Raw genomic sequence first — 22,442 nt, forward strand, 5'->3', positions numbered from 1 at the left:
GGGAGGGTAAGAAGCCGCTACTTTCCTTCCAGCGTATTGACCGGTGTCCAGTCCGGCGGCGGCGGAGTCTGCGTCAGCACGTTCGCACGTTTGGCGAACCGGGCTGCCGCAGGATCGATCTTCGCGACGCCCTCGAACGCGTCGGCCGCCTTGGCAAACTCCCGTGCCCGCCAGCACGCCAGCCCTTCCGCATAGGCTGCGGCGACCTTGGCCTGCTCGGCGCTTTCCGCGCCGGTTTCCGCCAGCGGCTCGAACACCCTGATCGCCTCGCCGCGTCCCTGCACCCTGATCGCGTCGAGCTCGCGCCAGGCGAAGCTATCGCCGGTCTGCGCCATCGTGGATTCCGAGGCCATGATCGCGGTGCCGTAATATTTGTTGGCGCCTTCGAGCCGCGAGGCGACGTTCACGGTGTCGCTCATCACGGTGTAGTTGAAGCGGCGGCGCGAGCCGATATTGCCGACCACGGCTTCGCCGCTGTTGAGCCCGATACGGTGCGACAGGCCGTGACCGGCGAAGGCGGGATGGCCTTCATTGAGCTCGGCAAGCCTCTCGTGGCACTTCAGCGCGGCTCGCACCGCATTGCCCGCGTGGGCGGGATCGTCGGCCGGGGCGCCGAACATGGCGACGATGGAATCGCCGATATATTTGTCGACGTAACCGCCATGACCTTCGATGATGTCGGTCATGGCGGACAGATATTCGTTCATCAGCGTCACCAGCTCGACCGGCGTCATCGTCTCGGCGATCGACGAGAAACCGCTGAGGTCGGAGAAGAACATGGTGACGTTGCGCATCTCGCCGCCGAGCGCCGGCATCTTGCCGGAGGCGACCATGGTCTCGATCACCTCGGGCGCGAGGTAAAAGGCAAAGCTCTTGCGCAGGAAGCGCTCGTCGCGGTCGGCCAGCACGAAGCGATAGCCGATCATGATCGCGAGCGCGGCAAGGCTGGCGAGCGCCGGCTCGGTCAGCGGCAGCGCCAGGGCATGGACGAATGCGCCGACGGCAGCGACCACCCAGACGATGGTGAGACCGAGCCAGGCGATCAGCGCGCCACTCGGCGCAAACACGCCGGCCGCGCAGGCGATGACGGCCGCGAACGCGATCGTGAGAAGGGTGCGCGAGGGAAAGCCGAGCTCGGTCACGGCGTCGCGCTCGATCAGGTTTCGGACCGCAGCGGCGTGCACGAACACACCGGCGACGTCGCTGCGGGCCTTTTGCGCGGTGCCGGCAGCCTCGGGCAGGGCACATCGCGCCGACGGCGTTCCGTCATGGCCGCCGGACAAGCGCATCGAGGTGAGCTTGCGATCCTCGAAGTTGAGGACGGTCCCGAGCAGCACGACCTTGCCCTCGAAGGCGCGCCGGAAGAAATCGCGGTCGCCTTTTTCGACGCAGGCGCGCAGATCGGCAAAGGAGAAGGTCGGAACGTCGCGGCTGAGGCCGCGGAAGTTGAGCGTCAGCGTGTTCGGTACAGTGCTCGGGATTGCGTAGCCGGACAGCCCGGCCGCGCCGGATGGCGCCATCTCGACCTTCGCGTCGAGCGCGCGGGCGGCGAGCTCGACCGCCATTGTGGGCACCGGCTTGCCCTCGATCGAGAAGCTGAGCGGCATCCGCCGGATGACATCGTCGGCGTCGGTGTGGACATTGAGCGCGCGGACGTTGTTTCGCACCGCCAGCCGCTGCGCACGGTAGGGCACTTCCGGATGGTCGTTGCTCAGGATCTCGCCGAGCACGAGCTTGCCGTTGTCGGAGATCTGCCGCAGTGCGATCAGATAGTCCCGGTCAAATCCGCGCATGCGGGCGCCGAGCGGCGCGTCGCCAAAGGGAATCTCGGATTGCTCGATCGAGTTCTTGAAGATGACGTCGAAGCCGATCACTTTGGCGCCGCCGTCGCTGATACTGCCGAGCACCCGGCCGATCTCGCGCGTCCAGGTCTGCGTCGGCGATCCCTTGAAGGGAGGGGTCTCGTAGGTTTCGCCGTCGATCGCCACGACGACGACCGGCGACGTCGCGGGATCGCGGCGCTCGCCGACAACCTTCCCACGCAGTGCGGTGAGGATGTCGAGCGAGAGGCCTTGCAGCGTCTGCAGTGGTGGGGACGTGAAGACCGCGCCCGCAAGGAGCGCGATCAGGATCGCTGCAACGATGTCCCGTCCCCCGAGCCGCCGCATCGCCCCGTCGCCAGGTCCGCTTATTCGAGCCGCAGCAGGCGGCCGATAATCGGGGTCGGCGAGGAAGTGGCGCTGGCGTCGATCTGGAAGGTGTAGCGTTTGGCACCGAGAATGGCGAGGTAGCTGCCGCCCGGGGTCAGTGTCTTTCCGGCCTTGGCGAAATCATAGAACTTGCCGCCGCCGGTCATGGCGTCGCGCTTGAGCGGCACGCTGATCGTGGGCTCCTTGCCGTCGGTGCGTTCGATCACCAGCGTGCCGCCGGCTTTGGCCTGCACCAGTGGCGAGACGCCGTAGAGCGTCGGCAGCTTGGCCGGTCCGCCCTTGGCGTCCGAGCGCACGGTGCGGAAGGTCGTTGCGGCGCTCTGGTTCGCCTCGCGCTCGGACAGTTTTGCCGCATTGGTATCGCAGGGCACCTTTTCCCGCTTGACCTCGCCCAGCTGCACGGTGCTCTGCTCGGCGCCGACCAGGACGACACCTTCGCTGATGGTCTCGCGCTGGCAGGATTTCAGGTAGCTGAGCGTGATGCTGGCCTTTGGTCCGAGCTTGATGATCTTGCCTGGCGCCACGTAATCCATGAACGCGATTCCGTCGACCTTGCCCTGGACGTCCTCGACGATCGCAGCGGGAGTCTCCGCCCAAGCGGGGGCCGCAAGGCAGAATGCGCCGACACAGGCGCCGATCAGGCTTTTCATGGGAATTCTCATCCAATTCGACGATGCTCTGGTGCCCGTCCTGGTTCGATGCCTAGCAGCAGGGCGCCGGGGCAAGTGTGACCAGAATCACTCTCAGGTCTTGGTGCCACTTTAGCAGGAACAGGTTCAAACCGGCGACCGGAGAAAAATGGTGCCGCGGCAAGATGTTGGCGGATCGATCGGGTCAGGCGGTCGGGACGCGGGATGGCGCGCGTCTGACGAGCTCGCTGCTGCACGCTCTATATCGGGAGCGGGAGGGGCCGCGGCGACCGGCAAGGGACTTGTCCGCTGACCGCCGGCGATCTCGACCACCTCGTCCCAGCGCAACAGGAAAGCCTCGACGCAGCCAGGATCGAACTGTCGCCCGGCGTTCTCGACCAGGTAGCCGCGCGCGACCTCGAGCGGCATTGGCTCCTTGTACGGCCGCCACGCGCCGCGTCGAAGTCGTGGAAACGGCTGACGACGGCATCGAATTGTTTTGACGTCGCCGCCGCCGCGTGCGGCCGCAGAAATTTGACGGATTGATTTTGCAGGGCGTTAACCGTGGCGGAATGCTCGCCGTGTCGGTCATTGTCGCGCCTCAAGCTTCGTTGCAAATACGCGTGGAAATTACGGGTGGATGTTTCCATGCTGAAAGAGGGCAAGTACGCGGCGTGGTTCAGAACAGCGCACGCGCAAGGCACCGGCATCGTGCATCTGGCCCAGGGACGGATCTCGGGCAGCGACAGCTTCTTCAATTATGGCGGCTCCTATCAGTTCGACAACGACCGGCATTTCACGGCCGTCCTGACCACGCGGCGACATGCCGACGGGCCGCCGACCGTGTTCGGGCTCGACGAGGTCGAGGTCGAGCTCTCCGGCGTTTATAGCGGGGCGATGGCGACCTGTTCGGGAACAGCCCGCCAAGCGCCCGACGTGAGGTTCGAAGCGACTCTGATCTACAGCCAGGAAGAGGCGCCGGCTCCCGACCCCCGGGGCGCGGTCGTGAAGCTCAAGGCCGACAAGCTGCCCAAGAGGCTCGACAGCCGTTCACGGCCGCGGCATCCGTTCACGACGGGCGCGCCCAAGTGACAGTGGATCGGCAACAAGCTGCGCCGGTCCACCCGGCTCGCGTCTGCGCCGCGCTTAGCATTGCGTTGACGTTGTTGGCTCGAATTCGCGCTGCAGCAACTCCGCCTTCAGAAGCGAGAGCTATCTAGTCTGCGATAGATCAAGCGTGGTGGAAGAACATGCCTCAAATCTGGATGACATATGACGAACTCGGCGCGCTTTGCGGCTGCGATGCTGTGGAGGCGAGGAACCGCGCGATCCATTTGTCGCTCGATCGTCGCAGGAGTCGCGACGGTGCCACACGCGTCAAGCTCGATCTGGCGCTGACGGCCAAGTTCTTTGCATCCGTCCGCGAGGCGGATTTCGATCTCGACTGCGCCATTGAAGCGCTGCACGACACCCACCGGAAGATGGCCGAGCTCCTGGTTCCCTCCGAGCGTCACACGAGGCGCGGGGCAGCTTGAGCGGCGCGTGTTTCGCTTGCGAAGGCTAATTCCTGCGAGCGTTGTCCCGAATCAGCATAAGCTCTGCGGTGGGCAGTCCTCGGTGTTTTCATCGCGGGGACCAACGAAATCCGCAGGAGGAAAGTGCATGAGCAAAGCCGTGTGTCGACGGTCCGTGGCACTGTTGGGGGCATTGGCGCTGGTCGGAGGCGTCAGCGCGACGAGCGGAACGGCAGGTGCGGAGGTCGTGAAGCTGCGAGCGGATCTCAAGGGAAGCAATGAAGTGCCGCCGAACAGCTCGACCGGGTCGGGCAAGGCGGAGGCGAGCTACGACACCGAAACGAAGGTCCTGACCTACCTCGTCACCTTCATCGGGCTGACGGGACCGGCGATAGGCGCGCATTTTCACGGCCCCGGCGAGGCCGGGAAGAATGCCGGCATCGCCCTGCCGTTCAAGACGGCGCAAAGCCCGATCGAAGGCAGTGCCACCCTCACCGAGGCGCAGGCGGCGGATCTGTTGGGCGGAAAATGGTACGCGAACATTCACACGGCCGCCAACCCAGGCGGTGAGTTGCGCGGCCAGATGATGAAGTAAGGACCGGGTCGCCCGGTCGCTCCGCCGAGGCCATGCTCGCCGTTTCAGGCAGGTGGTCTGGGCAGGAACGCCAGGATCATCTGGGCGAGCATGACGCCCACGGTGCCGCCCGCCGCCTTCTGCAGCACGTCGAGAAAGCCTGGATCGCGATCGGGTATGAACGCTTGCATCAGCTCCAGTCCCATGGCGACTGCGATGACGAGCGAGCAAGCCAGGCTAAACCGTCCCGGCAGCAGGAACGACAGCAGGAAGCCGAGCAGGCCATAGGCGCTGAAGCGCTCGATCACGACGATCCAATAGGCCTCATGGTGACCCATGAGCGCAGGTCGGCCCGACAGCTTCGCCAGCGTGGCATAGGCGATCAGCGCCAGACAGATGCTTGCGGCTGCTATGAGATGGTTCCTGCGCATGGCGCCAACATACAAGGTTGGTCGCCGCTCCGGTTCGAAAGCCGAAAATATCGTTAGAAAGTATCGTTAAAGCCTCTGGGGGCCGGCCAGTCAGGCCACCAAAGCCTTAGCACCGGATGTCGCCGCATCCGGCTGCGCAATCCGACGCGACTCGATGAGCTCATTGAATTTGGCGGCGGGCAGGGGCGGCGCAACCAGATAGCCTTGGCCTTCCTCGACGCCGGAGGCGAGCAATGCGCGGAGCTGCTCCTCCGTCTCGATACCTTCGGCGACCACGCTCATATCGAGGTCCTTGGCGAGCGCCACCAGCATTTCCACGATCGTGGTCGTCGATGCGTCCACTGTGATCGTGTCCACGAAGAACTTGTCGATCTTGATCGTATCGGCGCCGAGGCCCTTCAGCCGCGACAGTCCGCTATGGCCGACGCCGACGTCGTCGATGGCGACGCGGAAGCCGCGGTCCCGCAGCTCGGCGACGACCGACGCGGCGCGGGCGAGATCATCCAATTCGTCGCGCTCGGTGATCTCGACCACAATCTGGCGCGCGGAGACGCGTGCCGTCAGAACCGTGCGCCGCAGTGTTTCGACGAAGCCGGCGCTCAGGAGGTGCTTGGGCACGACGTTCAGCGACAGCTTGAAATTCTTGTCGGCCCTGAGCAATGGCCTGAGTTCGGTGAGCGCCGATCCCAGGATCTGCCAGGTCATTGCCTGGATGCGTCCGCTGGATTCGGCGAGCGGAATGAAATTCATCGGCGGGACCACCGAGCCGTCGCGGCGCAGCCAGCGCGCCAGAATCTCGCAGCCCTTGATCCGACCTGTCCGGAGGTCGAAGATCGGTTGGTAATATGGCTTGAATTCGCCGGCTGTCAGCGCCCGGTCGAGATCGGCCACTGGCCCCTCCATGCGGCGGTTGCGTGCCAGCAGGATGCCGAAGATCGCGCCAAGTCCGAGCGCCACTGCAAGCGTTGGCCAATAGGCCTCGTTGTTCCAGCTCGACAGCACCGCGTCCTCGAGCCGGATCGTGGCATGAAGCGGGAGCCGAGCGGACGCTCGCTCGAAGCCGATCGGCGCCGGCAGAGACTTGCCGGCCTCGGTCTGGAATTCGCCGAGCTTCTCGCCATTGCTCAAGGCGAGGATCACCTGGCTGTGCGCGCGCAGCTCGGCCGGCATGATGTCGAACAGGCTGGCATTGACACCGACAATGGCGACCAGGGCGGAGTTGCCATTGACGTCCCTGAGCACGCCCAGGGCGTCGCCGCCGAACTGCTCCACGCGGAACAGGAAAAGCGTCTTGTCGCGCGAAGGCAGCATGTCGCGGCGATCCACCCATCCCTTGTCGAATTCGAGCGTCTCGGAATAGGCCGAGCAGATCACCGAGCCGTCCGGCTTCACGAGGCGGACGTCCTTGATCGCCGAGCGCTGGTAGACATGCAGGCGGATGGCTTGCAGCGCCGCCGGCTCGCAGCTGGCGAAATTGCGCCGCGCGAGCTCGTCCAGGCTGCCCGCAGCGAAATCGACTGCAAGCTCCGATCGGCGCAGAACCACCTCGGTGAGCTCATTGAGCTGATGCGCCTGGTGCTGGCGAATGACGGCGCCAGCGGCGAAATGACCCGCCAAGGCGAACGCCATCGTGCTCGCAAGCACGAGTGCCACAAACGGGAGGTCTGGTCGCAGCACTCTCATCCGGCTCAGGCGAAAAACAGGGCGGGGCGGAAATTCAAGCAAGGCGTTGAGATTGATCCTAGCCAGCGGGGGCTAAGATAGGGTTTAACGGAAAGACCGGCCCGAAGGGCCCCGCCTGAGCAGTGCCCGGCCAATGGTCTGGCGGCTCGGGGTCAGAAACAAGCATGGAAAGTTGAGCAGTATGATCAGGACGTTAAGTCTCATCGTGGCGTTGACAATCGGGAGCTCTCTGGCCTCGGCGCAGGGGACCAAAGACACGCCATCGGGCACGCAACCCACCTCCGCGACGCGCAGTGGCACGGGCACGAATTCCGGATCCGACACGATGGGCGGCGCCTTCAAGGGAACGGGGACGCCCAGCTACGGAACCAGCCCAGGGATGGGGTCCCAGAAGAGGACGCAGAATTAAGTGTGGCGGCTGGCGGAGCACCGCCGGCAACCCGCTCAATCCACCTCACCGTCCAAGACGATGGCGGACCGGAACGACCCCGGGATAAGGGGCGGCTGGCCTATCGATGCGGGGCCCGTTGGACTGCAGCGGCCGTACATGAAGCCGAGGCGAGCGCCGGCACTTCTAAGATCAGCTCTTCTTTGCCGGCTTCGACTTCAAGGAAAGACCAAGCCGCAACGCCATGCGCTTGATCGCATCGGGCGAGCGCCCGAGAGCTTTCGCTGCCTGCTCCAGCGAGGTTGAAGACTTGGCCAGCTCGATGAGCCGACGATCTTCCTTGAACGACCAGGGCCTGCGCGCCATAACCGAAATGATCCTCTCGTCGACACAACGACAAAGCCGCCAAGCGGACCCATGTTCGCTCGACGGCTTTGCTTGGGTGGGGCCGGGCTTGGGGGAGCCCGGTGCGAGATGGATAAGCAATCGCCGAAAGTTCGCAACAAACAACGCGGGTTAAGCTAACCTCTCAACCTTACCGCGATGAAGTTGGTGCATGGCGCTCCGTAGAAGCACGGATGCTTCTTCAGCGGTCTCGTCCGAGAGGCCGCTCGATACGTTCGAGAACGTTTCGCAAGACCTATCGTGCAGATCGCAACTGTGCCCGATGACAGCGCATCCGGCCGCTTCGTTCGAGGCTGCTGCCGCCGTGAACACGGGTTAACATCGCCGGCTGGATATCGCCCCCGAACGATGCGAGATTTCATCATCCTCCGGGCTCGTGGTTCTCGCGACGGCCAAAATTCAAGCACCACGTTGCACAAACTTCATCTTCCTCTGACAAAACTTTCAGCGCCGATGATCTTGAAGTCGTCAGAACATCACGTTGAAATGTACCGGGAGGAGCGTTCCGATCATTGGGAACATTCCAAATGTTTGCAATTCTGGTTCTGATTTCGATTTTTGCAGCTGGCTTTTGCTGCGGCTACGGCGTGCGGGCATGGCGCTCGCGCAGGCGATCGGCACGATATCGTCTCTATGCGCCCTACACGCCGGCAGCGATGGGCGCCAAGCAGAGCGAGCATCCATCGTAGGCGCACAGCCATGTGAGCGCACACTGATCCTGCCGTGCGGCCAGGTCGGATAAACCATGCGCAGTTAGGTTAACGTGGTGCGGCGCTTGAGAGCTTTGGAAAGGCAACCTAGAACGTAGCAATTCATGGTGAGAGTCTAGCCGCCTGTATTTTCGCGGCTCGCATAGGTGGGCGTGAATGGCGTATTTGATTGCTTTGCTGGGCGCGACTTGCGTCCTCGTTTTGATCGCGTTTGTTCGTGGCTTTGAGCGGCGGCTGAAGGATCGTCCGGGGCCTTGGATCATGAACGAGGGACCTGCGAATGACTGATCAAAGGCACAACGCGCCGCGCAGATACTTCGTCGATGCCCAGGGGCATCGCGTGCTGATCGGCCTGTCTCCGGAAGAGACGGCGGAGTTCGAAGCGCTGGATCTCGCATCGAACGAGACAGGGCAATTTACATCCGAGGTCCGCGCGCGAAAAGGAGCCGCTGCCGACGGCGAGATCCGCTGGCACGAGCTCTATTCCAAGCACGCGGGAGCTTGGCGGGCATGGATTGCACAAAGCCGGACCGCACGGGCGCCGGATTCAGGATTTGTTAACTACGTCTGACCGATGGTACCCGCCTGGATCTCGGATGTGGGATGGCCCGGATGTTTCAGCTGTTCCTGAGAGCGCGCGCACACAATCTTCTCGGCTCCCGCCGCGAGGACAAAACCTTCAAGGCCCGCTCGGCCGAGCGTGATGCGGAGACCGACCGCGGGCGGATCGGTGCCGTTTTGGCCGCGATCGAAACCGCCTTGCAGGAGGCGGAGAGGGAGCAGGCCGGGCTCAACCGGCGTGTCGACGATGCGCTTGCCCGTGCCTCCGTCACCTTCGGAAACGGCACCGATGAGTATCTCGAGCGGGAGCCGCTCGACAATCATCATCAGGATCTCTTTGCGGCCGACATCTCGAACGGCCAGCGCCGGCTCAAGGAATTGGCGAGCAGCATCGCCCACTTGAAGTTCGTCAAGACGGCAATGCTCACGCGCTTTCCGGATTTCAAGCCGCCGCAGCTGAACAGCTAGGAGCGGTGATATTTCTGCGCGCTCTGCGGCCGTGCTTCGAGACGCGGCTCTGGAGCATGGTCCGAACAAGGGCGCAGTGACAATTCAGCGCGCTTTGCCGTTTGGCGCCTCGTTCCTTTTTGGTATGGTCCGGCAAGCATTCACCGAGTGAAGGAGCAACGACGTGCCGGTCAAGAATTTGCGGACATTGGTTGGGCTGGCATTCGCTTTGACATTGGCCGTGCCGGCGACGGCGTCGGCCATCACTGCCGAAGTGGCGCGGGCATGTGACGCCGCGGTGGCCAAGGCCTTTCCGCCCAGGCAGATCGGCAACCCCGCAGCGGGGAGTGCCAAGGGAACGGGCAAGGACCAGCGCGAGTACTTCCAGAAATGCGTCGCCAACAACGGCAAGGTCGACGACATGCCGGCGGATGCGCCAAAGGACAGCAAGCCGGCCAAATAGGAAAGCAAAGGCTGCGTTATCGCCGCGGCGGCGGGCAGGGCGAGTAGAACGCGCCGTTCGCCGCATTGATGCGCTCGACGCATTGGTTGGGATCGGTGATCGTCCCAGCGATGGTGAAGTCATAGCCCATGCCCCTGACCACCACGACGTAGCGGCCGGGCGCGAGCGTGAAGCCGTCTTGCTCCGGTTGCAGCAACAGCATTCTCGACTGGTCGTCGATCGGACCTACCTTGTAGGGGTAGGACATGCTGCGGATGACCCAGGAATCGCCGGCGCTGACCATGGCGGCCTTGCCCGTGGCATCGATGCCCATCGACCGGGACACTTTCGCGATCACCCGAACTTCGGTCCCGGTCGCATCGACACCCCCGTCGGGCCTGAACACGATGAATTTGACGTCGCCGTCCATCAAAGTGGTCGCGCTCGGCGTGTTGATGGCAGCCGAGATCGCGACCCGCCGGTCCGGAATCTTTCCCGGCACTGGCTTGAGCTCATGGAGCTGGCCCTCGCTCAAGGCGTAGACGCCGAACGTCGTCGGCAAAGGCATCGAGGGGTGCGCCGCCGGCGCCGGCTCCTTTGCGCTCTCCGGGATTCGTTCAGCGGCCTCGCTGGCCGAGGGAGTCGGAATCGCGGTCAGCTGAGGCTCCGGGCTCTTGGCCGAACGTTCGGGCTGCGCCATCTGCGACGGTGCCGTCAGTTGTGCCTTCAGCCGCGGCCAATACACGACCGCGGTGCCGGCGCCCGCAATGAGCAGGAGGATCGCGGTCAATCGAACGAGAGACTTGAAAGCGCCGCTCCGTTTGGGGTGGTCGGGTGATCCTGGCGGTGCGGCAGGACGCCGCGGCGTCTCGGCAGCCATCGGAATGGCTGATGATGCCGAGGCAGCGAGTGTCGGAATGGGCGGGGGGACGGGGACGTTCGCCGGTGGAGAATTCGCCACGGGGACCGAGGCATCCCTTGTCGGTGAAGACCTCTCGCTTCGCTCAAAGGCGCGTTCGACCTCCCGAATGGCGCGTTCGAGGACTTGCTGGAGCTCTCGCGCTTCCCGCGCATCGGCGTGGGTGAATTGTTCCAGAAGCTTGACGCGAGCCAGCTCGTAGACGACATCCCGCATTTGCCTGGGGTCGCCGGAGACTTCGCGGATCCGCTCTGACAACAGGCGGACGAGCCCGGCCTTGATCTCTTGCGCCGTCGAGGCGTTGGCTGCGGTGTCGCCGGTCTCGGTCATCAAGAGCGATCAACTAGCCCGGATAGTGCCGTTTCGCTAGGTTTTTTCACCCCGGATCGCGTCGGTTGCGGTGAAACACGCTGATGCTCCGGCCGGAAAGGTCCTGCGCGGTCGTTTCGTAGCGCTTGCTTTTGGGCGGAAACCTGTGACATTTCGACCGGCTCCTTCCTCCGGTGTGTGACCATGCGCGGCATTTTGACAGCAATCATGTTTTTGGCCTTTCTGGTTCAGTCTGCTTCTGCACAAGGGACCAAGGATCAGGCCAACACGACTAGCTCCAGCATCGTGACGACGACCGACAAAAAGAAGCAGACCACCCAGGCTGCCTCGCGGCCTACGGCTGTCCGGAACGTGGGTAGCGGTTCTACCGGACAGGCGGCCCAAGGTGTCTGGAGGAATGGCAAGCTGATCGCGGTGCCTCGCTAGGTCACCCGTGCCGCGGTGAGGTCGCGCAACGAACCGTGATGCCGTCGTGAAGGAACGGTCTTCGCCTCCCTGACGTTCTTGCTCGGGAGATATCGCATGAAACGAATAGTCTTGATCACACTCGCCCTTGTGGTGCCTGCGGGCGCCTGGGCCCAGGGCGTCAGCGATCCGTCGACGCCCAACCGCAATGTGATCATCGTCAACCCGTCGCAGCCCGCGCGCCCCAACGCGACGCCGAATATCCCGAGCCGGATCGAGCCGCCCGTGACGACTTACGGACGAGCCCGGCCCTATCGCGGGAACACAACGCGGGGCAGCGGGTCGAGCCGACGTTACTAAAGCGTTTTCGGGCGAAGTAGATACCCCTTCGCGCGTCGTGGGCCTGCCTATTGCGGGTTGACTTCGACCTCCAGAGTCGACGTCCCGGGATCATGACGGTTCTTGCCCGAAATCAGCAGCGTGAACTTGTCGGCGCCTCGCGCTTCCCTTTCTGCAGAATAGCGAAAGCCGGACCCGACCACCGCCAATTGTCCCCGTGATGGTCCGCTCACGACCGACACGCTGAAGATCTGCATATGAGACCAACGCAGTCCCTGAATGCAGTCGGCTCCAGGCGCGATCGACATCGTCCATTTCACCGTGTCGTGGGACAAGGCGAAGGGCGTGCGCTCCTTGATGCAGAGCGGGCTGGCGTGAGCCGTGAGGGCGGACATGGCATACGCCGCAACGGCAACACGCAACAACGATACCAGGCTTGCACGCATTCTCGGCAACTCCATCAACGGATGCCAAAGTCTAGCAGCGATGGTCTAACGAGGCCTTAGAACGACGCCATTGTGAACGACGCCATTGTGAACGACGCCATTGTCCTTGCGGCGCTCATCCGATGCCGATCGCAGATAGGTCGATCATCGGTCAGCCTCGCTCCGGATCATGCCATATTAGCCCTGTTTTGCCCGACGGATCAACCCGGATTTCGGAAAACGCGTAAGCCATTGATTCGGTTGGTGCCGGCTACTGTGCATGGGGTTGTTTTCTCGCTTTTTGAATGGACGACCGCCGCGTTCCGAAAATGTTGCAATTGGAAGCCGCATCAGCTGAAGTTGCGGCTGCCGCTCGGCCCGCCATCGGAGTCATCGGAGTGCGACCCGTCCGCTGCAAGTCCCTGTCAGAGCGCCGGAGACCGGCGCGCGCCCCGGTTCAGGCGGCCGTGGCTGCCGCTGTCGGATTGGCTCTCTACGCCTGCCCGCTCTCGTGCCATGCTCAGACCGAGCCGGAGCCGTCCATCAACGACTATCTTCCGCCGAGCGAGCCGGAAGTCTCGCGCGACGAATGGCGGCAGCGCATTGAGGATGCGCGGCGCCGTGCCAAGGGGGTTGCGCGCGAGCGGCGCGAGCATCCGGAGCTCTACAAGCCGATCCCGGAAGATCCGGACCTCGTCGCGACCGAACGTCTGCTTCGCGACGACAGCCTGCAGCCAGGCGACATCGTCGCCACCAAGAAGGGCATGTTCGTCTACCAGGGGCGATCCGATCAGCCGCGCCGCGATCAGGACTTCGTGCCGGTCAACCCGAAATCGGTGCGCTGAGTTAATACCGCCGCAAGATCTCGTTGAATCTTGGATCGGTCACCTTCGTCGTCTCCAGCAGCAGCGACTTGCCTTGCGGAGTTGCCTGCACATAGGCCGCGATCAGCAGCGGCTCGTAGCGCGAGCGGTTGACCAGCGCCGAGCGGATGTCGGATTGCGCCAGCAGCTTGATCTCCTCGTCGGTGGCAGCGGCGCTCGAGGTCACGGTGCGGACGCGTGAGAAGGCAACGTCGATCGGCACCGACCCGGTCAGGTACGACATCTTCACCGCAGGCGTGACCGCCTCGCCGGCCTGGGCCTGTAGCGTGCCGAGCGTGAGCCAGAGCGCCGGCCTGATCGGCGAAACTTTCAAGGCTGCCACGACAGCGGCTTGGGCCGTCTTGTTCTCGCTGGCTCTTCCGCCTGCCTCGGCCGACGGACGATGCAGAACGTCGGCGGCCATTGCCGCCGCATGATTTGCCAGGAGGTCGCCATCCCACGAAAAGGATGCCAGGCTGCCTGCGGCCGCGAGCTTGGCCTTGTCCGGCGGAATCTCGCCCGAGAACAAGTCGCTGGCGCGAAAGTTCGGTCGTACGAGATCGCCATAGAATGTCATGCCGGCGTGGAGCGCCAGCGCGATCGCGGTCAAGATGCCAATGGCGCGAAGCGTGATCACCGAAGTTGCGGCCTAAGCTTTCAAATTGCGAGAAGACTATCGCCTTGGATCGTCAACAGGGTCAAGTTGCCGGTCGCATAAGCGCCGGTGTCGATGTTGATGCGGTTCGAGCGGATATCGGGCGCGCTGACCGGCGTATGGCCGTGAACGATGTATTTGCCGAAGCGCTCCTCGGAGGCGAGGAATTCCTCGCGGATCCAGAGCAGATCCTCATCCTTCTGGCGATCGAGCGGGACGCCGGGCTTGACGCCGGCATGGACGAAGAAGAAGTCGCCGCAGGTAAAGGACGAGGGCAATTGCTGGAGGAAGGCGAGGTGCTCCGGCGGGAGCGCACGTCTCAGTCCCTCGATCAGCTCGACCTGCTGCTCGGCGGAAGGGTTCATCGTCGGCGTGATGCCGTAGGAGACCAGCGTCAGGAGGCCGCCATAGTGGCGCCACTCCTGCAGGCGGGAGGGGTCCTTCAGCACCTCGAGCAGGAAGACCTCGTGATTGCCCTTCAGACAAACCGTCTCGTGCGACTTCGAGCGTTCGATCAGGACATCAAGAACGGCGCGCGAGTCCGGTCCGCGGTCGACATAGTCGCCGAGAAAGACCTGAATGGCGCGTTGGGGGGCCGAGCGGGCCAGATCGGCGTCGATCACGGTTAACAGCGATTGAAGCAAGTCGGCGCGGCCATGCACGTCGCCGATCGCATAGACGCGGACGCCGTCGGGAAGCCGCGGCTTGGTCTTCTTGCGAAAGCGGGAGGAAAGGCCCATCGGGTCGGTCGAATCGCATCCAGCGTCACGAGCGGAAGTCGTGACCGCTCTTAGCAGAACAAGTCACACATCGGTATTCTTAATTGTTTCCGACCGATGAGCCCGCATTTTGATTAAAGCCTCGCGTGGCCTTTGAGCCGTATTTCAAGAGGTCTCGCGTAGCGTCTCCCCAACAAGAACGGGGAGCGCGACATGCGCAAAGTTGTGAAGTTCCTGGCGGCCGTCGCCGCCATCGTCGTTGCTGCGGGGGTGCAGCAGAAAGCGGAAGCCGCCTTCGTCGGGGCGCCCCTGGGGCTGCGTGGTGCCATCCACTACATCAAGTTCGACCAGCCGACGCTGCCGCCGATGGCGTTCACGCTCTTCTGCCTGAAGTACAAGGACGAGTGCAAGCCGCGGCCGCAGCGGATCGTCTTCCGGGGCGGCCGCCTGAAGCTGACGGCCGAGCGCATGGCGCAAATGCAAGAGGTCAACCAGCAGGTCAACACCGCGATCCGTCCCGAGGCCAATCTGGAAGGGCTGCGCGGCGAAAAGTGGCTGCTGCATCCGGCGAGCGGCGACTGCAACGACTATGCCGTGACAAAACGCCACGATCTGATCGCCAAGGGCTTTCCGGCGCGCTCGGTGCTGCTGAGCGAGGTCGTGACCAGCTGGGGCGAGCATCATCTCGTGGTCGTGGTGCGCACCTTCTCCGGCGATCTCGTGCTGGACAATCTCTCCGGCCACATCATGCCGTGGTCGAAGAAGCCCTATCGCTGGGTCCGCATCCAGTCGCCCAAGAATCCGAACTACTGGGCCTCGCTCGGCGACCGCGCGGTCTGATCAACCGCGCGCTATCGTGATCCGGATTGGCTGACGCTCTGCGACAGTCCCAGTCCCAAGATCACCGAAAGGCAAAGGATTGCTGCCGGGTGCAGCAATCCGGGACCGGCAAAGCTCTGAACCAGCGCAAACAGGACGCAGGCCGCGGCCGCCGCCGGAAAGAACGAGTCGCGTCCGCGCTGCAGGGCGCCGACGAACAGGCGAACCAAAGCAAGCAGGCTCACCGCGATCATGGCGACCAAGCCGACCCACCCCATCCCCGCGAACACGGATGTGGCCGCCGAGGGCGCCGTCAGGACGGCGCCGGCATCGCTCTGATAGATTCTGCCCACCGCAGCAAAAGTCCCGGCGCCGGCGCCGAACCAGCGGGTGTCGGCCAGCATCCGCTCAAGCGCGGCCTTGGTCTCGGTCCCCATCTCCGGAACGAGCCGCAGGAGGATCGGTCCGGAATTCTTTTCGAACAGGAAGGTCAGCACGATCGCCGCGCCGATCAGGGCTGCCACCGACAACGCGCTCGCGGCCAATGGCGACAGATCGAGTCTGCGGATGACGAGGATCAGCAGGATCAGCACGACGCCAAAGGCTGCTGCCATGGCGCTGTTGGTCCCGGACAGCCCAAAGATCGCGGCGGCACTGACCAAGGCTCCGACCAGACCGCAAAGTCCGATCGCGACCGAGCGAACGATCGAATGATGCGTCTCCGCCCGTTCAGCGGCGAGCTGCATCACCGCCAGATTGAGCATGAGGCCGAGCCCGGCCAGGCTCGTCGTGAGGTCATGGGGCACGGATACGGCAAGCGCCGGCGAGAGCCGATGCAGGTCCAACATCAAGGCGGAGATCGCGGTTACGCCGCTCAGCACGAACAGAACCAGCTCGGCACGGCCGCGGTTGCGAACCACCAGGATCGCGACGCCGAGCAATGAGATCGCGGCGAGCGCCAGCAGCAGCGCGTTCACCGTCAAGCCGATATCAGCCGTGATCGGCCCGAGCGACAGGCCACCGATCCCCTCGTGGGCGCTGGCCCAGATCGGATGCGCAAAGCGCAGCGGAAGCGGAGCGAGCTGGGCCGCGATGCACAGCGGAATGGCGAGCAGAATCCAGCGGCCCCAGGAGGTCGCACGGACGTAGTGCTCGTAGTCGGCCTTGCGCGAGCTCGAGGCCGCGGCCAGCAGGCCTAGCGCTGCGGCGATCGACCCCAGCTGCGCGCCCAATGAGGCGCCGGCGATTTCGAGAGCGGAAGCGGAGACGATGGAAACGATGAGGGCAAAATAAGCGAGGGACAAACGGCGCGCTCGAAGCGAATCCTGAAACGGTCAGGTCACCATACAAGCGAGCGGTGCGTTTTCAAACAGAGGCTTGCGTTGCGATCAGCGCGTGGCCTTGACCGGCCGACCGAAGACGCGGGTGGCGCGTGCGGCGGCAAGGGCAAAGCGCGCCCCCGAGCCGAAGAGGTAACCGCCCTGGAGGGCGATGGCCGCGAACGCCGCAGCCTTCATGCCCTCAAGGAAGCCAAGGCTGGTCATCATGCTGACCGGCAGCATGGTGAGCACCAGCGCAAATGTGACCGGCAGGAGCACGAACACGCGAAAGCGTTGGCCCAGCACGGCACCCGTGAGAAAGCTGAAAATCAAAAAGGCGGTCATCCGAAACACTCTCCGTGCTCCGGACCCTAGATTCCCCGCCTAAAAAGACCCTTAAGTTGTATGGCTAAATTTAGCCTATTGGCCGCAATTTGCCAGCAGCGAATGATAGGCCTCCCGCAGCCCGTTGAGCGCCACCATACCCTTGATTTCGCTGTCGCCTTCCCTGACCACCACGGCCAGGGAGGTCGTCGTCTGCCACTTCCCGGCGGCAAAGGCCGAGACCTCGTCCGGCAACAGCACGGCCGCTCCCGCGGCCGCCATGCTGCCCTCGAACCTCAGGGTGCCGCCACCGCTCGCTGCGATGGTCACCTTGGGGCGGCTCCGGGGCGGGAAGGGCCGGATCAAGGCCACCAGCACGTCGACCTTGCCCTTCGGGGCGCAGCGCACGATCAGGCCGGCGAAGTCCGGGTCCGATTGGGTGGTGTCGGCAGTCTTCATGATGGCTGCGAAGCTCTCGCCGTCCTTGGCCCCTTGGGTCCGGGTGAATTTCCAGACGGAGGAGGACGCAGGAGCGGCGACGGCAACAACGGGTGCGCCGTGACAGGAGGCTGCGCTGCCAGGGCAGGACGTGGCGGAACTCCAGGAGCGATCAGCCGCGCCAAGGAGGGAACCCGCCAATAGCGGGATCAGAAGGAGGCCAGACAAGGGGGATTCCTGCTCTTAACGGGCCCAGCTTTAGCAGACGGCGGCGAGGCTAAGAAGCCTTGCGCTCGACACGCTGAGCCCTCGACTAGGGCGATTTGCGCTCGAAGCGGGCACACGAAATACAACAAATGGTCACAAAGGGTTAAACGAGGCCCCAAACAGTGGCCTGCACGCAACAGTGGCCAACGGATCGCTCCGTTAACCACCGGGAACACTTGTCGCACCACCCCCTAGGCCGTACCAATTTACGTCAATTGGGGACCCTCGGGCGCGATTCATGTCATCTATTGCCAAGACCTACGTGTTGATGCCTGCGTTGCTGGCGGCTGCTTTGGCGCTCGGGGCGTGTTCGACCAATCCGGGGTCGGGACCGCTGACGGACGACGTCAACAACAAGATCCAGACAGAAAACGCGCCGGCTTACGAGCTGGTGCCGCTCAATCCGGCGACCGTGAAGATCCTGCACACCCACGAGCCCAAGGGCCTCGCCGGCGTGTTCACCGACCGCCGCCCGCCTGCCAGCATCGTGTTCGGCATCGGCGACGTCGTCAGCGTCACCATCTTCGAAGCCGCAGCAGGCGGTCTGTTCATCCCGGCGGAAGCCGGTGTCCGCCCGGGCAACTATGTGACGATCCCGGATCAGTCAGTCGACAATGATGGCTTCATCACCGTGCCCTATGCCGGTCAGATCAAGGCCGCGGGCCTGACGGCGGTCCAAATCCAGCGCGCGATCGTCGAGAGGATCGGCAACCGCGCCATCGAGCCGCAGGCGGTCGTGGCGATGTCCTCGCAGCGCACCCAGCTGATCAGCGTGCTTGGCGAGGTCAATTCGCCGGCGCGTTATCCCGCGAGCGCGGCGGGCGCGAAGGATCGCGTGCTCGATGCGATCACCCGCGCCGGCGGCATCAAGGGCCAAGGCTTCGAGACCTGGGTCATGCTGGAGCGTGGCGGACGGCGGGCCACCGTACCGTTCGAGAATCTCGTGATGGCGCCCGAGAACAACGTCTATGTGCGTCCCGACGACAGCATCTACGTCTATCGCGAGCAGCAGAAGTTCCTGGCGTTCGGCGCCAGCGGCCAGAGCGGCGAGTTCAACTTCGACGCCTGGCGCATCAACCTCGGCGAAGCCGTCGGCAAGGCCGGCGGTCTCCTGGACGGCCAGGCCGATCCGGCTGCCGTGTATCTCTATCGTCGCGAGCCGCGCGAGGTTGCGGCCCAGCTCGGCATCGACGTGAGCAAGTACACCTCGGAGACGATCCCGGTCATCTTCAACGTGAACTTCCGCGATCCGGGCGGCTTCTTCCTCGCCACCAAGGTCATGATGAAGAACGGCGACATCATCTACGTCTCGAACTCGCGCAACGTCGAAGTTGCCAAGTTCCTGAACTACCTGCGTGTGATCATGGCGACCGGCGGAGACGCGGTGAACCTCGCCAACGATGCGCTGATCTTCCGCAACAACATCAAGCTGGCGCCGTAAGACGCCGACTTGACCGACCAAAGACGATGGCACCGGGGCTTTGTCCCGGTGCCATTTTCGTTTAGCGGTCCAACCGGTATTGTCGCCGGCCGGCGAGCCGGTTCGGATCAAGGCGTCATCGAGTAGAACGCGCCCGCCGCCGGTCATCCCGTTCTGTTGCAAAGGGCTTCATGCGCTTTCGAACGTTTTTCCTTCTTTTGGCTATCGTCCCGCTTACCTTCGCGCTTGCACCGGTCGGGCCGGTGCTCGGTGCTGCCGCGGAGATGGGCGTGCGTCACCGCATCGATGTGATGGTTTCCGCCGAGCCTGATGCTCCCGTCCTGGCGCACCTGAAGGGCGCCAGGGGCGAGCTGTCCTTCACGGTTCGCCTCTCAGCGAACTCCAAGGAGAGCAAGTTCTTCGGCATGTTGCGTCCGTCCTTCCCCGACATCGTCGTGCCCGATAGCCCGGGCAAGCCACTGGTGCAGCAGACCAAGCTGTGGGAGGAGGATGTCTGCCATCAGCGCCGCGGCCTGCCGAAGGTCACGGTGACCCAGCTCGGCGGGCATTTTGCGCAAGGGGAGGGGCGGATCGAGATTTCCGCCATCAACCGGCACATCGGCGTCCTGGTCCCGCCGGATGAACTAACCCCCGGAATAAAACTCGATCAGGGGAGTGATAGCTTTGGATTATTCTACGCGTTCCGGGCGCAGAGCCGGAGCAGCCGCCTCAACGTCGATCTGAAGATCTATCCGATCGATTGCTTCCTCTAAGCCCAAGAGCAAAGCTCGCAAGACATAACGATGCGCCTTTGGCTTCCCAAGATTCGCTGGTCGTGGAGTTTGCCCGCGGTCTTCATCCTGTTCTTCGTGGCCGCCGGCGCGCCGTTTCCGTTCGGCTCGACCAATGATCTGTCGATCGCGTTCTGGTGCCTGTGTCTCGGCATCGCGGTGATCTTCGCGCCGACGCGCGATTTGCGCCCGCCGCATCTCTGGCTGCTCGCCGGCATCGGCGTGATCGTTGCTGCTTACGCTTTCGTGCTGCACGAGCAGCTTTCCGATCATCCCTGGGTCGCGCCGTTCCAGCCGATCTGGAAGCAGGCCTCGGATCTGCTTGGGGTGCCGATCGCCCCGTCCGCTTCGATCGTCAAGAACGAGGCGTTCTTCGCCCTTGGCGCGCCGCTTGCCAACATCCTCGCCATCGTGCTCGGCATCACAATCGGCGCCGACCGGATGCGCGCGCGCCGCCTGCTCTGGGTCATCGCGATATCGGGCGCGGCTTACGCCCTCTACGGCGTCGCCTCGTTCCTGATCGAGCCGACCATGATCCTGTGGCGGGACAAGACGGCGTATCTCGGCAGCGTCACCGGCACCTTCATCAACCGCAACACGGCGGCGACCTATTTCGGCTCGGCTGCGGTGATCTGGATGCTGCTGATCCTGGAGGACGTCCGCCGCCGCCTGCCGGAGCGGCACATCGAATGGCGCCGCCTGTCGCTCGACCTGCGCGCGATCCCGCCGAAGGAAATACTGCCGCAACTCGCATGCCTGTTGATCTGCCTGATGGCGATGTTCATGACGACCTCGCGCGCCGGCGTCGGCCTGTCGCTGCTGGCGATGATCGTCGCCTTCACGCTGTTCCTGCGCAAGGACCTGCCGCCGCGCACCGGCATCTGGATCTCGCTCGGCTCTGGAGCCGCCGTCGCGCTCGGCCTGTTGCAGCTGCTCGGCGGCCGCGTCTCCAGCCGCTTCGACAGCCAGGGCCTGGTCGACGAGGGCCGCATCGAGGCCTGGAAATCGACGCTCCGGATCATCGCCGACAATCCCTGGTTCGGCACCGGCATGGGCACCTTCCAATGGGCCTTCCCGCCGTACCGCAGCCCGAACATCTCGATTCGCGGCGTCTGGGATGCCGCGCATTCGACGCCGCTGGAGCTTGCCTCCGAGGTAGGCATCCCGATGGCGCTGCTGGTGGCGCTCGGCTGGGCCATCATGCTGCTGGTGTTGGCGAAGGGCGTGTTCACCCGCCGGCGCGAGGTCATCATTCCGCTTTCGGCCGCGGCGACCGCGACGCTGTCGCTGCTGCATTCGTGCCTCGACTTCACGCTCCAGATGCCCGGCTACAGCATTCCGTTCTTTGCGCTTTTCGGCGCCGGCCTGGCACAGTCCTTTTCGAGTCGGGAGGGCCGCGCGAGCGCGGGCGCCAGCGCCACCGCACCGCGAGGCGAGGGCCACCTTGCAACCGCGCCTCCAGCTTCCCGCGCTCGGCCCGAGCTTCACAAAACTGTCTAGATTTGAAGCAGTTGCGCCGTTTACGAAGCTTTTAGTATAAATGGACAGCCCTTCTTTCTTTCGCTAGGTTCTTGCACTGCACAGCCATTTTGCCCGGGCCGAGGACGCAGATCGGGGCAGCTGATTTTTTGGAGGTTGTTTTATGAGAGTTATCAGAAACGCGCTTCGCATGGCTGCCGCCGCGGCGCTCGCCGCCACGATCACTTCGGCCGTCAACGCCGCCATTTACCCGCCGCAGCGCCAGCTGCCGGCCACCGTAATTTCCGAGTTCAAGTCTTCCCCCAACAGCCTGCTGCAGCAATATCCGACCGGCGGCCCGCAACTGATCTCGCGCGTGCGCGACCTCGGCGCCTCCGATCCGACCACGCTGCCCGGCCTGATCGCGCTCCTGAAGGATCCCGCGACCACCAAGGACCAGATGAACGCGATCGTCGCCGGCCTCGCCCAGGTCGCCCGCATGGCCGCGCAGCAGGATCAGGCCTACGCCAATGAGATCCAAACGGCGATCGCCGGTACCGGCAACCCAGACGTGATCGCCGCCTACCAGGCCGCGACCGGCGACGTGGCAATCGCCGCGGCCGGCGGCGCGGGCGGTGGCGGCAGCGGCGGAGGCGGGCCGACAGGTAACGGCTTCCCCAGCGGCGGCGGCAGCAGCGGCATCGTCGTGTTCGGCAACAATACGACCGCCAACATCCCGCCCGGCACCTTCGGCGTCGGTGTCGGCACCGCCGCCAACAGCGTCAGCCCGTTCTGATTGAGGCCGGCCCGCAGGCTGCATTCTAGGAGACGGCAGCGGCGCCAGCGGGCGCCGCTTTGCTTTTGGACCGTTAAGCTTCACATGAAATGTCACGCGGGGGACACTGTGCGGCGCATCAGGCGCGTTCAATTGAACACGAGAGTGTGCTAGTCTCTCGT

At 64.0% G+C, this 22,442-nt stretch carries 26 protein-coding genes and 1 pseudogene; 14 read left to right on the forward strand and 13 right to left on the reverse strand.

What is annotated here, in order from left to right; all coding sequences use genetic code 11:
* Window positions 1–17: 17 nt before the first annotated feature.
* The 3 genes and pseudogenes from I6F17_RS14415 to I6F17_RS14425 all read right to left on the reverse strand — a co-directional run.
* A complete protein-coding gene (locus I6F17_RS14415; protein ID WP_225124569.1) occupies window positions 18–2,168 on the reverse strand; it encodes an adenylate/guanylate cyclase domain-containing protein in 2,151 nt (716 codons plus the stop codon).
* 20 nt (window positions 2,169–2,188) lie between these two features.
* Complete coding sequence (locus I6F17_RS14420) at window positions 2,189–2,860, reverse strand: hypothetical protein (RefSeq protein WP_036035538.1); 672 nt, start codon at window positions 2,858–2,860, stop codon at window positions 2,189–2,191.
* A 126-nt stretch (window positions 2,861–2,986) separates the two neighbouring features.
* Window positions 2,987–3,286 (reverse strand): annotated as a pseudogene (locus I6F17_RS14425) (hypothetical protein); the annotation flags it as partial.
* Between the two features lie 201 nt (window positions 3,287–3,487).
* On the opposite strand from I6F17_RS14425, the gene I6F17_RS14430 reads away from it, so the two are divergent.
* From I6F17_RS14430 to I6F17_RS14440, 3 genes are all read left to right on the forward strand, one after another.
* Window positions 3,488–3,931, forward strand: coding sequence for a hypothetical protein (locus I6F17_RS14430; protein WP_036011297.1), 444 nt, complete (start codon window positions 3,488–3,490; stop codon window positions 3,929–3,931).
* A 158-nt stretch (window positions 3,932–4,089) separates the two neighbouring features.
* Window positions 4,090–4,374, forward strand: a complete 285-nt coding sequence (locus I6F17_RS14435) for a hypothetical protein (protein ID WP_225124570.1) — start codon at window positions 4,090–4,092, stop codon at window positions 4,372–4,374.
* 127 nt (window positions 4,375–4,501) lie between these two features.
* A complete protein-coding gene (locus I6F17_RS14440; protein ID WP_225124571.1) occupies window positions 4,502–4,948 on the forward strand; it encodes a CHRD domain-containing protein in 447 nt (148 codons plus the stop codon).
* 44 nt (window positions 4,949–4,992) lie between these two features.
* Here I6F17_RS14440 and I6F17_RS14445 read toward each other — a convergent pair whose 3' ends face one another.
* The 3 genes from I6F17_RS14445 to I6F17_RS14455 all read right to left on the reverse strand — a co-directional run bounded on the left by I6F17_RS14445 (window position 4,993) and on the right by I6F17_RS14455 (window position 7,795).
* Window positions 4,993–5,358 carry a VanZ family protein gene (locus tag I6F17_RS14445; protein ID WP_036035545.1) on the reverse strand — a complete coding sequence of 122 codons (366 nt, stop codon included), beginning with the start codon at window positions 5,356–5,358 and terminating at the stop codon, window positions 4,993–4,995.
* Between the two features lie 90 nt (window positions 5,359–5,448).
* The gene (locus I6F17_RS14450) at window positions 5,449–6,987 is read right to left on the reverse strand and encodes an EAL domain-containing protein (protein ID WP_225124572.1); all 1,539 of its coding nucleotides are present in this window, start codon (window positions 6,985–6,987) and stop codon (window positions 5,449–5,451) included.
* Between the two features lie 634 nt (window positions 6,988–7,621).
* Window positions 7,622–7,795, reverse strand: a complete 174-nt coding sequence (locus I6F17_RS14455) for a hypothetical protein (RefSeq protein WP_167361675.1) — start codon at window positions 7,793–7,795, stop codon at window positions 7,622–7,624.
* Between the two features lie 1,089 nt (window positions 7,796–8,884).
* Between I6F17_RS14455 and I6F17_RS14460 the strand changes: the two genes are divergently transcribed.
* The 3 genes from I6F17_RS14460 to I6F17_RS14470 all read left to right on the forward strand — a co-directional run bounded on the left by I6F17_RS14460 (window position 8,885) and on the right by I6F17_RS14470 (window position 10,015).
* Window positions 8,885–9,115, forward strand: coding sequence for a hypothetical protein (locus tag I6F17_RS14460; RefSeq protein ID WP_225124573.1), 231 nt, complete (start codon window positions 8,885–8,887; stop codon window positions 9,113–9,115).
* A gap of 41 nt (window positions 9,116–9,156) precedes the next feature.
* Complete coding sequence (locus I6F17_RS14465) at window positions 9,157–9,573, forward strand: hypothetical protein (protein ID WP_036011274.1); 417 nt, start codon at window positions 9,157–9,159, stop codon at window positions 9,571–9,573.
* Window positions 9,574–9,736: 163 nt separating this feature from the next.
* Window positions 9,737–10,015 carry a hypothetical protein gene (locus tag I6F17_RS14470; protein WP_225112340.1) on the forward strand — a complete coding sequence of 93 codons (279 nt, stop codon included), beginning with the start codon at window positions 9,737–9,739 and terminating at the stop codon, window positions 10,013–10,015.
* A 16-nt stretch (window positions 10,016–10,031) separates the two neighbouring features.
* On the opposite strand, the gene I6F17_RS14475 is transcribed toward I6F17_RS14470, so the two are convergent.
* A complete protein-coding gene (locus tag I6F17_RS14475; protein ID WP_225124574.1) occupies window positions 10,032–11,243 on the reverse strand; it encodes a hypothetical protein in 1,212 nt (403 codons plus the stop codon).
* Between the two features lie 183 nt (window positions 11,244–11,426).
* On the opposite strand from I6F17_RS14475, the gene I6F17_RS14480 reads away from it, so the two are divergent.
* The gene (locus tag I6F17_RS14480) at window positions 11,427–11,669 is read left to right on the forward strand and encodes a hypothetical protein (RefSeq protein ID WP_036035522.1); all 243 of its coding nucleotides are present in this window, start codon (window positions 11,427–11,429) and stop codon (window positions 11,667–11,669) included.
* A gap of 96 nt (window positions 11,670–11,765) precedes the next feature.
* The gene (locus tag I6F17_RS14485) at window positions 11,766–12,008 is read left to right on the forward strand and encodes a hypothetical protein (protein WP_225124575.1); all 243 of its coding nucleotides are present in this window, start codon (window positions 11,766–11,768) and stop codon (window positions 12,006–12,008) included.
* Between the two features lie 47 nt (window positions 12,009–12,055).
* Here the strand turns inward: I6F17_RS14485 and I6F17_RS14490 are convergent, their stop codons facing one another.
* Window positions 12,056–12,433: a hypothetical protein gene (locus I6F17_RS14490; RefSeq protein ID WP_225124576.1), complete on the reverse strand. Its 378-nt coding sequence runs from the start codon at window positions 12,431–12,433 to the stop codon at window positions 12,056–12,058.
* Between the two features lie 446 nt (window positions 12,434–12,879).
* Here I6F17_RS14490 and I6F17_RS14495 point away from each other — a divergent pair, with 446 nt between their 5' ends.
* Entirely contained in the window at window positions 12,880–13,257 is a 378-nt protein-coding gene (locus I6F17_RS14495) for a hypothetical protein (RefSeq protein ID WP_225124577.1), read from the forward strand.
* Window position 13,258: 1 nt separating this feature from the next.
* On the opposite strand, the gene I6F17_RS14500 is transcribed toward I6F17_RS14495, so the two are convergent.
* Both I6F17_RS14500 and I6F17_RS14505 read right to left on the reverse strand, forming a co-directional pair.
* On the reverse strand, window positions 13,259–13,912 hold the full coding sequence (locus I6F17_RS14500; RefSeq protein WP_225124578.1) for a hypothetical protein: 654 nt from the start codon (window positions 13,910–13,912) through the stop codon (window positions 13,259–13,261).
* Window positions 13,913–13,932: 20 nt separating this feature from the next.
* Window positions 13,933–14,670 carry a metallophosphoesterase family protein gene (locus I6F17_RS14505; RefSeq protein WP_036035499.1) on the reverse strand — a complete coding sequence of 246 codons (738 nt, stop codon included), beginning with the start codon at window positions 14,668–14,670 and terminating at the stop codon, window positions 13,933–13,935.
* A 192-nt stretch (window positions 14,671–14,862) separates the two neighbouring features.
* On the opposite strand from I6F17_RS14505, the gene I6F17_RS14510 reads away from it, so the two are divergent.
* Window positions 14,863–15,489 (forward strand): transglutaminase-like cysteine peptidase, encoded by a 627-nt coding sequence (locus I6F17_RS14510; protein WP_225124579.1) that lies wholly within the window; start codon window positions 14,863–14,865, stop codon window positions 15,487–15,489.
* Window positions 15,490–15,500: 11 nt separating this feature from the next.
* On the opposite strand, the gene I6F17_RS14515 is transcribed toward I6F17_RS14510, so the two are convergent.
* The 3 genes from I6F17_RS14515 to I6F17_RS14525 all read right to left on the reverse strand — a co-directional run bounded on the left by I6F17_RS14515 (window position 15,501) and on the right by I6F17_RS14525 (window position 17,570).
* The gene (locus I6F17_RS14515) at window positions 15,501–16,772 is read right to left on the reverse strand and encodes a hypothetical protein (RefSeq protein WP_225124580.1); all 1,272 of its coding nucleotides are present in this window, start codon (window positions 16,770–16,772) and stop codon (window positions 15,501–15,503) included.
* 84 nt (window positions 16,773–16,856) lie between these two features.
* Complete coding sequence (locus I6F17_RS14520; RefSeq protein WP_008561415.1) at window positions 16,857–17,132, reverse strand: hypothetical protein; 276 nt, start codon at window positions 17,130–17,132, stop codon at window positions 16,857–16,859.
* Between the two features lie 75 nt (window positions 17,133–17,207).
* Complete coding sequence (locus tag I6F17_RS14525) at window positions 17,208–17,570, reverse strand: hypothetical protein (RefSeq protein WP_225124581.1); 363 nt, start codon at window positions 17,568–17,570, stop codon at window positions 17,208–17,210.
* Window positions 17,571–18,054: 484 nt separating this feature from the next.
* On the opposite strand from I6F17_RS14525, the gene I6F17_RS14530 reads away from it, so the two are divergent.
* From I6F17_RS14530 to I6F17_RS14545, 4 genes are all read left to right on the forward strand, one after another.
* Window positions 18,055–19,257 carry a polysaccharide biosynthesis/export family protein gene (locus tag I6F17_RS14530; protein WP_225124582.1) on the forward strand — a complete coding sequence of 401 codons (1,203 nt, stop codon included), beginning with the start codon at window positions 18,055–18,057 and terminating at the stop codon, window positions 19,255–19,257.
* A gap of 170 nt (window positions 19,258–19,427) precedes the next feature.
* Complete coding sequence (locus I6F17_RS14535) at window positions 19,428–20,009, forward strand: hypothetical protein (protein WP_225124583.1); 582 nt, start codon at window positions 19,428–19,430, stop codon at window positions 20,007–20,009.
* Between the two features lie 30 nt (window positions 20,010–20,039).
* The gene (locus tag I6F17_RS14540) at window positions 20,040–21,527 is read left to right on the forward strand and encodes an O-antigen ligase family protein (RefSeq protein WP_225124584.1); all 1,488 of its coding nucleotides are present in this window, start codon (window positions 20,040–20,042) and stop codon (window positions 21,525–21,527) included.
* A 142-nt stretch (window positions 21,528–21,669) separates the two neighbouring features.
* The gene (locus tag I6F17_RS14545) at window positions 21,670–22,281 is read left to right on the forward strand and encodes a hypothetical protein (RefSeq protein WP_225124585.1); all 612 of its coding nucleotides are present in this window, start codon (window positions 21,670–21,672) and stop codon (window positions 22,279–22,281) included.
* The last annotated feature ends 161 nt before the right edge of the window (window positions 22,282–22,442 follow it).

The organism is Bradyrhizobium sp. NBAIM18 (assembly GCF_020193825.1).
Lineage (GTDB): Bacteria > Pseudomonadota > Alphaproteobacteria > Rhizobiales > Xanthobacteraceae > Bradyrhizobium > Bradyrhizobium yuanmingense.